Source organism: Streptomyces sp. YIM 121038 (genome assembly GCF_006088715.1).
Classification (GTDB): domain Bacteria; phylum Actinomycetota; class Actinomycetes; order Streptomycetales; family Streptomycetaceae; genus Streptomyces.
Genome location: NZ_CP030771.1, coordinates 7,970,411 through 7,984,265 on the forward strand (window position 1 = coordinate 7,970,411; position 13,855 = coordinate 7,984,265).

Here is a 13,855-nt window from a genome sequence, read left to right on the forward strand (position 1 = left end):
GAGCATGATGACGTCCCACGGCACCGGCGGCAGCAAGCCCATCGACGACCTCGACCAGGCCGTCATCGACGGACAGTCGGGGTACTCGAAGCCGTTCCTCAACCTCTACGACCTCACGGTCTACCGGGGCACCGCCCCCCTCCTGTGGCGGTGCCCGCCCGCCGTCTCCCGGAAGCTGTACGACACCGAGGTCGGCGCGCGCCACATGGACATCGGCGTGGGCAGCGGCTACCTGCTGCACCACGCCCGGTTTCCCGTGCCCGACCCCCGGATCACCCTGGTCGACCTCAACCCCAACTCCCTCGCGCACACCGCCAACCGGCTGCGGCGCTACGAGGTCTCCACGGTCCGCGCCAACGTTCTGGAGCCCCTGCCCGTGCCGGAGCGGTCGCACGACTCGGTCGGCATGAGCTATCTGCTGCACTGCGTCCCGGGGAGCCTGCGCGAGAAGGGGATCGCCCTCGCGCACGCCGGGGCCGTCGTCCGCCCCGGAGGTGTCGTCTTCGGCACCACGGTCCTCACCGGCGGCGTCCCGGTGACCCGCTCCGCCCGCCGGGCCCTGCGGACGCTGAACAAGCGGGGCGCCTTCCACAACGAGGACGACCACCTCGACGACCTGCGCGCGCAGCTCGACGAGCACTTCGACCGCTTCGACCTGACCGTACGGGGGTGCGTCGGCATCTTCCGCGCCTGGACGCCCGCCTGAGGCCGGGGCGGTACGAACGGCTTCCCGGGGCCGCCCGCGCGGGGCCCCGGGGGAGCGGCCGTGCCGGGACGGCCGTCCGCGCTTCCCCCGGACCCGGGTGCCACGTACACTCCGAAACTAGCAGCGCTAATTAACCGCTTGTCGGCCGTACACGCTCCGGAGTCGCCGTGCGCACCGTTCACTTCGCCGCCGCCCGCCGCACCCCCATCGGGAGGCTCCGCGGGGCCCTGTCCTCCGTCCGCCCCGACGACCTCGCCGCCACCGTCGTGCGCGGCCTGCTCGACGGCGTGCCGGACCTCGACCCGGCCCGCGTCGACGACGTCTACTGGGGCGCCGCCAACCAGGCGGGCGAGGACAACCGCAACGTGGCCCGCATGGCCGCGCTGCTCGCGGGCCTGCCGGAGTCCGTGCCCGGAGCCACCGTGAACCGGCTGTGCGCCTCGGGCCTGGAAGCCGTCACCACGGCGGCCCGCGCCATCGCCGCCGGTGAGGCGGACATCGTCGTCGCGGGCGGCTCGGAGTCCATGAGCCGCGCCCCGTTCGTCCTGCCGCGCCCCGACGAGGCGCTGCCGCACCGCATGGAGACCGTCGACACCCGCCTCGGCTGGCGCCTGGTCAACCCGCGGATGCGGGAGCTGCACGGCCTGCTGTCCATGGGGGAGACCGCGGAGGAGGTGGCCGAGCGCCACGGCGTCTCCCGCGAGCGCCAGGACGCCTTCGCGCTGCGCAGCCACCAGCGCGCCGCGGCCGCCCGCAAGGACGGCCGCTTCGACGCCGAGCTGCTGCCCGTCACCACCCCGGACGGCACGCTCGTCGACACCGACGAGGGCATCCGCGAGGACACCTCGTACGAGAAGCTCAGCAAGCTGCGCCCGGTGTTCCGCGACGGCGGCAGCGTCACCGCGGGCAACGCCTCGCCGATGAACGACGGCGCCGCGGGGCTGCTGCTCGTCAGCGAGGAGGCGCTGCGCGACCTCGGCCTCACCTCGCTCGGCCGGTACGCGGCCGGGGCCAGCGCGGGCGTCCACCCGGACGTGATGGGCATCGGCCCCGTGCCCGCGACCCGCAAGGCCCTGGCGCGGCTCGGCTGGTCCGTCGCGGACGTGCAGGAGGCCGAGGTCAACGAGGCCTTCGCGGCCCAGGCGATCGCCTCCGTGGACACGCTCGGCATCGACCCCGACCTGGTCAACCCGGACGGCGGCGCCATCGCCCTGGGCCACCCCCTGGGCTGCTCCGGCGCCCGGATCCTCACCACGCTCCTGCACCGCATGGGCCGCACCGGCGCCACCCGCGGCCTCGCCACGATGTGCGTCGGCGTGGGGCAGGGCAGCGCGGTGCTCGTCGAGCGGGACTGACCCCGGGCCGCGTCCGCGCCGCTACATGAGCGTGACGGCCACGGTGAGGGCCAGCGCCAGACAGGCGAGGCCCACCGCCGTCACGCCCCACGGCCGCGCGGGGCGGGCCGGGGCGCAACAACAGCACCGCGGATGCCGGAGGTAGGGGGAGTCGAGCCAGTACGCCCCGACGAGCCGGGCGTGTACCTGGTGGATTGCGCCGTCGGTCTCCATGCCCACCCAACGCTCCGCCCCGCGCCGTGGCCACGGCGGGGTCAATCAGCCCACCCCGATACCACGGATAAGGCGGACGCCCCGCGCGGAAACGTTTGGCGTGGGCGCCGCGGGGGAAGGGGTCTTCGGTTGTCTGCGGCGCCGTCGTGGCTGGTCGCGCAGTTCCCCGCGCCCCTACGGGGCGCGTACCCCCGGCCCCTACGGGGTGTTGAGGTCCTCCGCGAGCAGTCGCTTCGCGATCGTGTCGACCGCCGTCGTCAGCGCGGCGTCGTCCTCGCTGCCCCGGCCGTCCTTCTCCAGCTCCTCGGCGAGCCAGCGCGCCCACTCCTTGCCGATGACCCCGGCCTCCCGCTCGCCCGCGGGAGTGTGCTGGAACAGGGTGCCGCTGCGGCTGAGGTAGCCCTCCTCGACCATGCGGTCGAAGACCGGCACCAGGACCTCCGGCGGCAGCCGCCGCCGGGCCGCGATGAGGTTCAGGTTCGCGTGTCCCACCAGGCGGGTGAAGAGCGCCACCTGCATCACCGCCCAGGCGCCCGCCGGGTCCAGGCGCGTGTCGGACCGGCTGACGACGGTCCGCGCGGTGCCGGCGCCCTTGTGGCGCAGGATGTTCCCCACGGCCAGCTCCAGGAGCCGGGCCGAGTCGCCCGCGGACGACGGCGAGGCGAACCCCTCGCCCATGTCGTTGGAGCTCATCCGCGCGCTGTCGCGCAGCTCCACCTGCTTGAGGAAGAGCGCCACGACGAACCCGACGGCGGCGACCGGGACCGTCCACAGGAACACGGTCTGGAGCGTGTCCGCGTACGCCTCGACGAGCGGCGCCGCCGCCGCGCCCGGCAGCTCGTGCAGCCCCTCCGGGCTCTGCGAGGCCTTCGCGATCGCCTCCTGCGGCGCGGCCCCGGTCCGCGCCGCCTCGGCGACCCCGTCCCGGAGGTTCGGGGCCAGCGTGTTGGCGTAGATGGTGCCGAACACGGCCGTGCCGAAGGAGCTGCCGAGCGTGCGGAAGAACGTGACGCCGGACGTCGCGGTGCCCAGGTCCGCGTAGGCGACGGTGTTCTGCACGGCGATCGTGAGGACCTGCATGCACAGGCCGATGCCGACGCCGAGCACGAACATGTACAGCGACTCCAGCCACGCGCTGGTCGCGCTGCCCATCAGGGACATCAGGAACAGACCGAGCGCCATCACCAGGGCGCCCACGATCGGGAAGATCCGGTACGTGCCCGTCCTGCTGACCACGTTGCCGCTGAAGATCGAGGCGATGAGCAGGCCGACGACCATGGGCAGGGTCCGCACGCCGGAGATCGTGGCCGAGTCCCCGTCGACGTACTGGAGGTACGTCGGCAGGAACGTCATCGCGCCGAGCATGGCGAAGCCCACGATGAAGCTGAGGACCGAGCAGACCGTGAACACCGGGTTCGCGAACAGGCGCATCGGCAGCATCGGCTCGGCCGCGCGCGTCTCCGCCCAGCAGAAGCCCGCGAGCGCGGCGAGCCCGCCCGCGAACAGGCCGATGATGACGCCCGAGCCCCACGCGTACTCGTTGCCGCCCCAGCTGGTCGCGAGGATCAGCGCGCTGGAGCCGATCGCGACGAGCGCGATGCCCAGGTAGTCGATGACGGGCCGCGCCGCCGACTTCACCGACGGGATGGTGCGGGCGGCGGCCACGACGACCAGGACCGCGATGGGCACGTTGACGTAGAAGGCCCAGCGCCAGCTCAGATGGTCGGTGAACAGACCGCCGAGCAGCGGGCCGATGACCGTGGACACGCCGAAGACGGCGCCGATCGCGCCCTGGTACTTGCCGCGCTCCCGCAGCGGGATCACATCGGCGATCAGCGCCATCGACGTGACCATCAGACCGCCCGCGCCGATGCCCTGCATCGCCCGCCAGGCGATGAGCAGCGACATGTTCGTGGCGAGGCCGCACAGGAACGAGCCGGTGATGAAGACGACCGCCGACACCTGGAAGACGACCTTGCGGCCGAACAGGTCACCGAACTTGCCGACGAGGACCGTCGCGACGGTCTCCGCGAGCAGGTACGACGTCACCACCCAGGACATGTGCGCGGCGCCGCCCAGGTCCGACACGATCGTCGGCAGGGCCGTGCCGACGATCGTCTGGTCGAGCGCGGCGAGCAGGACGCCCAGCATGATCGTGACGAAGACGACATTGCGGCGGCGCCGGTCAAGGACCGGCGGGCCCTGCTCCGGTGCCCGCGCGGCCTCGGCGTGCTCGGTGACGGTCACAGGCACACCCTCACACCGGTACCGGGCGTGTGCATGCCGGGCCGTCCGGTCCGGTGACGGCCGGTCCGGCGGCGGGCTCAGTCCCGCGGCCGCCGCCGCAGCAGATACGTGTCCATGATCCAGCCCTTGCGCGCACGGGCCTCGGCCCGCAGCCGCGCGATGCGCCCGGCCGCCTCGGGCAGCGCCCCGGAGACGAGGATCTCGTCCGGCGTGCCGAGGTAGGCGCCCCAGTAGATGTCGAGGTCGTCCCGGTCGGCGTAGCGCAGGAAGGCCTGCCGGGCGTCCAGCATCACCACCACGTCGTCCACGCCCTCGGGGAAGCCCTCGTCGCTCAGGCGGCGGCCCGTGGTGACCTGGAAGGGGCGCCCCACGCGGTTCAGGCCCACCCGGTGCCGGGCGGCGAGCGCGGACACGCTGCTGACCCCGGGCACCACGGCGTAGGAGAAGGCGACGGCGCCGCGCCCGATGACGTCCTCCAGGATCGCGATCGTGCTGTCGTACAGGGCGGGGTCGCCCCACACCAGGAAGGCGCCGGTGCCCTCCGCGCCCAGCTCCTCGGCGATCAGACGCTCATAGATGTCGGCGCGGCGGCCGCGCCAGTCGTCGACCGCGCCGGCGTAGGCGACGCGGTCCGCCTCCTGCGCGCGCCGCGGATCGCGGGCCTCGACGACGCGGTACGCCCCGTCCGGGCGGTGCGCGTCGAGCATGCCCCGGCGCAGCGCGACCAGGTCCTCCTTGTCCTCGCCCTTGTCGAGGACGAAGAACACCTCGGTGTCCTTCATCGCCTTGACGGCCTGCAGGGTGAGCTGGTCCGGGTCGCCCGCGCCGATCCCGATGACATGAATCCTTCGCACGTCAGGAGTCTGTCACCCGTCCCCGCGCGTCGTGCCGGGGGCCAGCGTCGGCGCGGCCGCCGCCGCGTCGAGGGGCACCTCGCCCCTCTCGACCCGTGCGGCCAACCCCCGCGCCCACTCCACCAGTTCCGCCACGCCGATCCCGTACGGCCGCTCGCGCCCCGGCCCGGCCGCGCTCCACTCCGCGACGGCGCCCGCGCCCCTGCGCAGCAGCCGCGCCCCGCCCGTTGCGTTGCCGCGCGCCGCGTGGGTCAGGCCGACGGCGAGCTGCGCGAGCCCCTGCCACAGGCCGCGCTCCCGCTCGGGCCCCGACTTCCAGGCGTCCTCGAAGACCTCGTGCGCGTGGAAGGGGCGCCCGGCGTCGAGCAGCGCCTGCGCCTCGGCGAGGGTCCGGGCGGGCGTGCGGGTCACGCCCTCCGGCTGGCGCTCCACGCCCTCGGCCCCGTACGGCAGCGGCCGCCCGAGCCCGTCGCGCGGCCGCGCGCTGCGCGCCCGGCCCTCCGTGTCCCGGTCCCGGCCACCTGGTCCAAGTGCGCTCGTCATACGGCGATTCTCCCGCCCCGGGCCCGCACCCCGCCGCCGGGCGGTGACCTGCGACGGGGACGGCCGGGACCACCCCCGTACGTGGGGTAGAGTTCTACCTGCGTGATCACGCGGAACACACACCGCGAGGAACGCACCGGGACGTGGCGCAGCTTGGTAGCGCACTTGACTGGGGGTCAAGGGGTCGCAGGTTCAAATCCTGTCGTCCCGACTTTGCGAAGTCGCGAGTCGAGGGGCCGTTTCAGAGAGATCTGGAACGGCCCCTCGGTCGTGCGCGCCCGCTGGTTATGCTGCCGCCGTGCGAAGCGCTCAGGGAAAGCGCTCAAACGAACGGCCGTGGCGAGGGGGCAGCAGCATGCGCGAACCGGTGGACCTCAGGCGGCAGCGGATCCTCGCCGCGGTGCGGTCGCGCGGTGCGACCCGGGTCAGCGATCTCGCGGCGGAGCTCGCGGTGTCGGTCGTGACCCTCAGGCGCGACGTGGAGGAACTCGCCCGCGAGGGCAAGCTGCGCCGCGGCCACGGGGTCGCCCGGCCGGTCACGGACGAGGCCGAGCGCCCGGCGCCCCCCGCGCCCGCGGGCGACGGCGGCCCGGTCGCGGTCGTCGTGCCCGAGCGCCACTCGTATCTGTACGAGACGCTGCACGGCGCCCGTGCCGCCTTCGAGGAGGCGGGCGTCCGCATCGCGCTGCACATCGCCCCGGCCGCGCCGGGCGCCGAACAGCCCCTGGTGGAGCGGGCGTTGGCGGACGGTGCGCGGGGCCTGCTGATCGCGCCGCGCTGGCGCGACCGGGCCACCGAGGAGGCCGACTGCGCCTGGCTCGCGCGCGTGCCCGTACCGCTGGTCGTGATGGAGCGCAGGCCCCGGCGCGGCAGCGCGCTGCACGCCGTCGACGCGGTGTGCACGGACCACTGGTACGGCGTCCACCTCGCCGTCGAGCACCTCACGGGGCTCGGGCACCGGCGCATCGTGCTCGCCGCGCGCGACGACAGCCCGACGGCCCGCGCCCTGCGCGCGGCGTTCACCGAGATCGCGGCGGACCACCCGGACGTGCACGAGTGGGCGCTCGCCCTCAGCTCTCCCGGAGCGGTCCCCGACCCGGCGGCGCCGACCGCCGAGCAGCCGGTCGACCTGCCGGGGCTGCTCGGCGCGACGGGCGCGACCGCCGCCGTCCTGCACGGCGACGTGGACGCGCTGATGCTGGTGCAGGCGCTGCGCGACAGCGGGGTGCGGGTGCCCGAGGACTGCTCCGTGATCGCGTACGACGACGTGGTCGCGGCGCTCGGCAGCACCCCCCTCACGGCCGTGTCCCCGCCCAAGGCGGACATCGGCCGGGCGGCGGCCGAACTGCTGCTGCGCCGCCTCGCGCGGGGCGCTGAGCCCGTGCGGCGCCTTGAGCTGCTGCCCGAGCTGAAGGTCCGTGGCTCGACCCGACCGCTGCGCGGGGCTTGAGCGGTTCGTTGGGACTGCCGTGGCGGGCTGTCCTTCGTCTGCGGGTGCGCTGTGGCTGGTCGCGCCCGCGCGGCGGAGCCGCAGATGGGCACAGCCCCGCGCCCCTCCGGGGGCGCTGCCGAACTCAGCAGCTCTTCAACTGCCGCACCATGATGAGCGTTTGATCGCTTCATCTTCTTCTGAGCGATCTATTGACCAGGTCCGCTCAGCCGATCAGTATTCCCGTGACTCGGACACGCAGGAGCCTCGGGAGGCGCCCATGCCTGGTCGACACAGCCGCCCCAGCCGCCGGGGAGTACTCGCCGCGGCCACCGCGCTGCCGCTCACCGGTGCCCTCGGTGCCTGCGGTGGGGGCGGGGCCGCGCCGCGGGCCAAAGGTGCCAAGGGCGCCAAGGGCGTCACCACCCTCACCTTCTGGTCCGCGCTGCGCGGCAGCCAGGAGGTCGTGGACGCGTTCAACCGGACCCACGACCACATCCGGGTCGACTTCGAGCAGGTGCCGTCCGGCAACCACGGCGGCTACGCGAAGCTCAGCAACGCGGCGCGCGCGGGCAACGCCCCCGACGTCGCCACGATCGAGTACCCCCAGGTGCCGGGCTTCGCGATAGACGGGGTCGCCCGGGACATCACGCCGCTGCTCGGCGCCGGACTGCGGGCCAGGCTGCTGCCCCAGGCGCTCGGCCTGACCACGTTCGAGCGGCGCACGTACAGCGTGCCGCTCGACGTCGAGCCGATGGTGCTGCACTACCGCCAGGACCTCTTCGACAAGTACGGCTTCGACGTCCCCGCCACCTGGGAGGAGTTCGCCGAACTCGCCCGGAAGGTGCCGGGCCGCGGCGAGGGCCGCAGGGCGGCGGTCTTCGCCACGGACGGCGCGATGCACTTCGCGGCCTGGGCCTGGCAGGCGGGCGCCCAGTGGTTCGACACCTCCAAGGGCGCCTGGAACGTGTCCCTCGCGGACGCCCCGACCCGGCGCGTCGCGGCGTACTGGCAGCGCCTGATCGACGAGGACCTCGTCCACGTCAACGCCGTCGAGAGCCGCCTCTTCGACGCCCAGGTCGCGGGCGGCCAGGTCCTGACCCGGTTCAGCGGCGCCTGGGAGGCGGGCGCGCAGATGAACGCGCGCCCGGCGCAGAAGGGCTTGTGGCGCATCGCGCCGCTGCCCCAGTGGGACCCCGACCGGCCCGCCATCGGCACGCACGGCGGCTCCACGTTCGCCGTGACGAAGGACGCGCGGCACCCCGAGGCCGCCATGGAGTTCATCGAGTGGCAGGTCTCCCACCCCGACGCCCTGAAGGCCCGGCTCTCCAGCGGCGCGAGCAGCCAGTACCCGGCCGCGACCGACCTGGTGGCGGTCGGCCGCGCGGCCTTCGACCGCGGCTACTACGGCGGACAGGACGTCTACGCGCTCTTCGACGAGGAGGCCCGCAAGATCCGCGACGGCTGGGTGTGGGGCCCCCGGATGACCGCCACCAGCAAGGTCATGCAGGACGCCTTCGCCCGCGCCGGAGGCGGCTCCGGCACCGTCCTGTCGTCCGTGCGCGCCGCGCAGGACGGCACGATGCCCGACCTCAAGGCGCTCGGCCTGGCCACCACCCAGCACTCCACATGAGCGCTCGCACCCCGCTCCATGCGAACGCCCCCGCTCCATGTGAACGCCCGCACCCCGAAAGGCAGGTGACACCCATGACCGCGACAGCCCACGTCCCCGCCGCGGCCGCCCCGCAGCGGGCCGCCGAGCGGCGCGGGCAGAAGGCGAAGCGCATGGCCGCGCGCCGCAGACGCACCGCGGCGGGCGTCCTGATGGCGCCCTTCCTCCTCCTGCTCGCCGTCGTCTTCCTCGTCCCCGTCGGGACCGCGGTGTGGCTGAGCTTCTTCAGCGACGACCAGCCGGGCCTGGGCTTCGGCCCCGAGCGCACGGTCTTCGTCGGCGCGCGCTCCTACGCCGCCGTGCTCGGCGACCCGACGTTCCTGTCCGGGCTCGGCACGGTCGCGCTGTACTGCCTGCTCTACATCCCGCTGATGGTGCTCGGCTCCCTCGCCCTCGCGCTGCTCCTCGACTCCGGCGTCGTACGGCTGCGCGCCTGGGCCCAGCTCGGCCTGTTCCTGCCGCACGCGGTGCCCGGCATCATCGCCGCCCTGATCTGGCTGTACCTGTACACGCCCGGCATCAGCCCGGTCATCGACGTCCTCAACAAGGCCGACATCACGGTGGACTTCCTCGGTCTGCACACCACGCTGCCGTCGATCGTGAACATCGCCCTGTGGAGCAACCTCGGCTACAACATGGTCGTCTTCTACGCCGCCCTGCAGGCGGTCCCGCGCGAGGTCGTCGAGGCGTCGGTCGTGGACGGGGCGGGGCCCGTGCGCACCGCGCTCCAGGTGAAGACGCCGCTCGTGCGCTCCTCGATCGTGGTGGTCGCGATGTTCACCCTGATCTGGGCGCTCCAGCTGTTCACCGAGCCGATGCTGCTCAGCCAGTCCTCACAGATGATCAACTCCCGCTTCTCGCCCAGCATGTACATCTACGACGCCGCTTTCACCCGCAACAACTACTCCCTCGCGGCCGCCGCCTCGGTGATCCTCCTCGCCCTCACCGTCGCCGTGTCCTACGGCGTCACCCGCTGGACGAGCCGGAGCGACCGGACCGAGGGGGCCGCCCGATGAGCGCGTCGCACTCCGCCTCGTCGCACTCCGCCTCGTCGCGCCCGTGTCTGCTCGGCCGCGCGACGGTCAACGCGGTCGTCGGGCTCTTCGTCCTCTACACGCTCCTGCCAGTCCTGTGGCTGGTGCTCGCCGCGACGAAGACCCGCGACGCCCTGTTCAGCAGCAGCCTGCTGTCCTTCGGCGACTTCTCCCTGACCCGGAACGTCAAGGACGTGTTCGCCATGGACGGCGGCCTGTACGGGCGCTGGTACGGCAACAGCCTGCTCTACGCCGTCCTGGGCGCGGCCCTCGGCTCGCTGATCAGCGTGGCCTGCGGCTACGCCTTCGACAAGTACCGCTTCCGGCACAAGGAGAAGCTGTTCGGCCTGGTCCTCGCGGCGGTCATGGTGCCGCAGACGGTCCTCGCCCTCCCGCTGTACCTGCTGGCCTCCGAGGCCGGCCTGGTGAACACCTTCTGGGCGGTCTTCATCCCCGTCCTCTTCAACCCGTTCGGCGTGTACCTGGGGCGGATCTTCAGCCAGGGCTATGTGCCCGACGAGGTCCTGGAGGCGGCGCGCGTCGACGGCGCGGGCGAGCTGACGACGTACGTCCGGGTCTCCCTGCGCATGCTCGGCCCCGGCCTCGTCACGGTGTTCCTCTTCCAGCTCACCGCGATCTGGAACAACTTCTTCCTGCCCATGGTGATGCTGTCGGACCAGGACCTGTACCCGGTGAGCCTCGGCCTCTACCAGTGGAACAGCCAGGCGACCGTCTCGCCCGAGTACTACCCCGTGGTGATCACCGGCTCGCTGCTCGCGGTCGTGCCGCTCCTCCTCGCCTTCGCCCTCCTCCAGCGGTTCTGGCGCTCCGGACTCACGGCGGGAGCGGTCAAGTGAACCGGCCCCGCACCGCGCTCGCCATGTCGTCGCGGGCCGCGGCGGCCGTCTTCGCCCCGCGCGCGCTCGCCGCGCTCGCCGAGGTGTGCGACCTGGCGCCGCCGCCCGCGCTCGACGACCTGACGAGCGCCCGCGCCCGGTCCGTGCTCGCCGACGTCGAGGTCCTGGTGACCGGGTGGGGCTGCCCGCCGCTCGACGCCGGTGTCCTCGCGGCGGCACCGCGCCTCAAGGCGGTGGTGCACGCCGCGGGTTCGGTGCGCGGGCACGTCACCGACGCCTGCTGGGAACGGGGCCTCGCGGTGTCGTCGGCCGCCGCCGCCAACGCGCTGCCGGTCGCCGAGTACACCCTCGCGATGATCCTGCTGCACGGCAAGCACGTCCTGGAGCAGGCCCGCGACTACCGCCGCGCCCGCGAGCGCGGCGACTGGCTGCGCACCCCCCACCACGTCGGCAACTACCGCCGCACCGTGGGCATCCTCTCCGCCTCCCTGATCGGCCGCCGCGTCATCGAGCTGCTGCGCCCCTTCGACTTCGAGGTGCTCCTGCACGACCCGTACGTCACCGCGGCGCAGGCCGCCGAGCTGGGCGCGGAGCGGGTGACCCTGCCCGCCCTCTTCGCGCGCGGCGACCTGGTGAGCGTGCACACGCCGCTGCTGCCCGCGACCCGCGGCCTGGTCGACCGGGAGCTGCTCGTCTCGATGCGGCCGGGAGCCACGCTGATCAACACCTCGCGCGGCGCCGTCGTCGACCAGGACGCGCTCACCGACGTGGTGCGGGCGGGCCGGATCCGGGCGGTGCTCGACGTGACGGACCCCGAAGTCCTGCCCGCCGCCCACCCGTTGTGGGACTGCCCGAACGCCCTGCTCACCCCGCACCTCGCGGGGTCCCAGGGCAGCGAGTGGCAGCGCCTCGCCGACACGGCCGTCGGCGAGGTGGCCCGCTGGGCCGCGGGCGAGGGCCTCGCCCATCCCGTACGACGCGAAAGGCTGGCGTATCTGGCATGAGCATCCCCTTCGACCTGCCCGCGGAGGACCGGGGCGTCAGCCCGCACACCGGGTACACCCGCGCGCACTGGGAAGCCGTCGCCGACGGACTGCTCACCGCCGCGTGGCGCTGGGCCACCCCGCAAGGCGCCCTGCTCGGCCTGCCGGGCCGCCCCTCCGCGTCCGGCGTCCGCTCGGACGGCCTGGAGGGCTACGCCCGTACGTTCCTCGCGGCGGGCTTCCGGATCGCGGGGGCGGGCGGCGCGGACCCGCACGGCTGGCTGGACCGGTACGCGAGGGGCCTCGCCGCGGGCACCCGCGCGCCCGGCCGGGACGACACCGAGTCGTGGCCGCTGATCCTCGACCACCACGTGGGGGGCCAGCCCATGGTCGAGTCGGCGTCCGTCGCGCTCGGCCTCGCGCTGACCCGGCCGTGGCTCTGGGACCGCCTCGACGACGCCGTGCGGGACCGCGCGGAGCGCTGGCTGCGCGACGCGCTCACCCATGTGCCCGCGCCCAACAACTGGTACCTGTTCCCCTTCATGGTGGCGTCCTTCCTGGAGTCCGTCGGCCGGGGCGACAGCGCGACCGCCCGCGCCATGGAGCGCGCGCTCGGGCTCCTGGAGACGTGGTACCGGGGCGACGGCTGGTACGGCGACGGCGACGGGCGGGCCTTCGACCACTACAACGGCTGGGCCCTGCACCTGTATCCGCTGCTGCACGCCCACCTGACGGGCGACACGGGCCTCGCCGACCGGCTCGGGCCACGGCTGCGCACGCATCTGGAGGGCTACGCGCTCCTCTTCGGCGGGGACGGCGCGCCGGTCCACTTCGGGCGCTCCCTCACCTACCGCTTCGCGGCCGCGGCGGCCGTCGGCATCGGCGCGGTCACCGGCCACACCCCGCTCACGCCGGGCACCTCGCGCCGCATCGCCAGCGGGGCCCTGCGCCACTTCCTCGACCGCGGCGCGCTCACCGCCGACGGGCTGCTGAGCCTCGGCTGGCACGGGCCGCACCCGGCCACGCTCCAGCCCTACTCGGGCCCGGCGTCCCCGTACTGGGCGGCGAAGGCCTTCGTGGCGCTGCTCGCCCCCGCCGACGCCCCGCTGTGGACGGCGCCCGAGGAGCCCGCGCCGAGCGAGGCCGCGGACCGGGTGCTCGCGCTGCCCGCGCCGGGCCTCCTGGTGCAGTCGACCCGGGCGGACGGGATCGTGCGGCTGCACAACCACGGCAGCGACCACGTCCGGCCGCACGAGGGCGAGGCCGCCGCCGAGGACGACCCGCACTACGGGCGGCTCGCCTACTCCACGCACACCGGCCCCACCGCACCCGCCGACGCCGCCGACAACCACCTGGCGGTGGTGGTCGACGGCGTCGCCAGCGTGCGCCGCCGCATCCGTCCGCTGGGCGCGGGGCACGGCGACGGGTGGGGCTGGGCCGCCTCCTGGCACCGGCCGGTGTTCGGGTCCGGGCCGCCGATGGTGCCCGGACTGCGCGTCGAGAGCGTGACCGTGGCGCGCGGGCGGTACGAGCTGCGGGTGCACCGGGTGGTGGGTGCGCCGCCCGGGGCGCGGGTGACGCTCACCGGCTGGGCCACGGGGGCGCTGCGCTCGGCGCTCGTCGGGCTGTACGGCTGGGGCGGGCCCGACCCCGCGGACGGTCCGGACGAGGTCCGGGCCCCCGCGGGTACCGCCTACGAGCCGTGGGCGCGGATGCCGCGGCTCACTGCTGCCGCCGAGGGCACCCGGGTGTTCGTGGCCCTGGCCTCGCTGGGCACGGAGCCGCTGCCGCTCGCTTCCGCCGTAGGCGAGGTCGTCCTTTCCGGGAGTGAGGTGCTCGTGGGGTGGGCGGAGGGGGAGTGGACCCAGGTCGGCTTCGATCCGCCGCGGGTCCGCCACGGCGGGTCGGCGGTCGATCGGCCTTCGGCCTCGTCCTCAGGCGCCGGACGGGCTTGACCATCGC

Annotated in this window: 12 protein-coding genes and 1 tRNA gene; 9 read left to right on the plus strand and 4 right to left on the minus strand. The window is 74.2% G+C overall.

Features of this window, described 5'->3' with window-relative positions; all coding sequences use genetic code 11:
• The first annotated feature begins 4 nt into the window (after positions 1-4).
• Together C9F11_RS34025 and C9F11_RS34030 are read left to right on the plus strand one after the other, a co-directional pair.
• On the plus strand, positions 5-706 hold the full coding sequence (locus C9F11_RS34025) for a class I SAM-dependent methyltransferase (protein ID WP_138962972.1): 702 nt from the start codon (positions 5-7) through the stop codon (positions 704-706).
• A gap of 167 nt (positions 707-873) precedes the next feature.
• Positions 874-2,061 carry a thiolase family protein gene (locus C9F11_RS34030; RefSeq protein WP_138962974.1) on the plus strand — a complete coding sequence of 396 codons (1,188 nt, stop codon included), beginning with the start codon at positions 874-876 and terminating at the stop codon, positions 2,059-2,061.
• Positions 2,062-2,082: 21 nt separating this feature from the next.
• Here the strand turns inward: C9F11_RS34030 and C9F11_RS34035 are convergent, their stop codons facing one another.
• The 4 genes from C9F11_RS34035 to C9F11_RS34050 all read right to left on the minus strand — a co-directional run bounded on the left by C9F11_RS34035 (position 2,083) and on the right by C9F11_RS34050 (position 5,918).
• On the minus strand, positions 2,083-2,280 hold the full coding sequence (locus tag C9F11_RS34035; protein WP_138962976.1) for a hypothetical protein: 198 nt from the start codon (positions 2,278-2,280) through the stop codon (positions 2,083-2,085).
• 192 nt (positions 2,281-2,472) lie between these two features.
• Positions 2,473-4,521 carry an MDR family MFS transporter gene (locus C9F11_RS34040; protein WP_171075912.1) on the minus strand — a complete coding sequence of 683 codons (2,049 nt, stop codon included), beginning with the start codon at positions 4,519-4,521 and terminating at the stop codon, positions 2,473-2,475.
• A gap of 77 nt (positions 4,522-4,598) precedes the next feature.
• Complete coding sequence (cobF, locus tag C9F11_RS34045; RefSeq protein WP_138962978.1) at positions 4,599-5,375, minus strand: precorrin-6A synthase (deacetylating); 777 nt, start codon at positions 5,373-5,375, stop codon at positions 4,599-4,601.
• A 12-nt stretch (positions 5,376-5,387) separates the two neighbouring features.
• Positions 5,388-5,918, minus strand: coding sequence for a DUF309 domain-containing protein (locus C9F11_RS34050; RefSeq protein ID WP_138962980.1), 531 nt, complete (start codon positions 5,916-5,918; stop codon positions 5,388-5,390).
• Between the two features lie 137 nt (positions 5,919-6,055).
• Between C9F11_RS34050 and C9F11_RS34055 the strand changes: the two genes are divergently transcribed.
• The 7 genes from C9F11_RS34055 (at position 6,056) to C9F11_RS34085 (ending at position 13,848) form a co-directional block, all read left to right on the plus strand.
• A tRNA-Pro gene (locus C9F11_RS34055) sits at positions 6,056-6,129 on the plus strand.
• A gap of 144 nt (positions 6,130-6,273) precedes the next feature.
• On the plus strand, positions 6,274-7,368 hold the full coding sequence (locus tag C9F11_RS34060; protein ID WP_138962983.1) for a substrate-binding domain-containing protein: 1,095 nt from the start codon (positions 6,274-6,276) through the stop codon (positions 7,366-7,368).
• A gap of 259 nt (positions 7,369-7,627) precedes the next feature.
• Complete coding sequence (locus C9F11_RS34065) at positions 7,628-8,980, plus strand: extracellular solute-binding protein (protein ID WP_138962985.1); 1,353 nt, start codon at positions 7,628-7,630, stop codon at positions 8,978-8,980.
• Positions 8,981-9,054: 74 nt separating this feature from the next.
• Positions 9,055-10,035, plus strand: coding sequence for a sugar ABC transporter permease (locus C9F11_RS34070; RefSeq protein WP_138962987.1), 981 nt, complete (start codon positions 9,055-9,057; stop codon positions 10,033-10,035).
• Entirely contained in the window at positions 10,032-10,910 is an 879-nt protein-coding gene (locus tag C9F11_RS34075) for a carbohydrate ABC transporter permease (RefSeq protein WP_138962989.1), read from the plus strand. Before C9F11_RS34070 ends, C9F11_RS34075 begins: the two co-directional genes overlap by 4 nt.
• A gap of 23 nt (positions 10,911-10,933) precedes the next feature.
• Complete coding sequence (locus tag C9F11_RS34080) at positions 10,934-11,914, plus strand: hydroxyacid dehydrogenase (RefSeq protein WP_138967334.1); 981 nt, start codon at positions 10,934-10,936, stop codon at positions 11,912-11,914.
• Positions 11,911-13,848, plus strand: a complete 1,938-nt coding sequence (locus tag C9F11_RS34085) for a DUF2264 domain-containing protein (protein ID WP_138962990.1) — start codon at positions 11,911-11,913, stop codon at positions 13,846-13,848. Before C9F11_RS34080 ends, C9F11_RS34085 begins: the two co-directional genes overlap by 4 nt.
• The last annotated feature ends 7 nt before the right edge of the window (positions 13,849-13,855 follow it).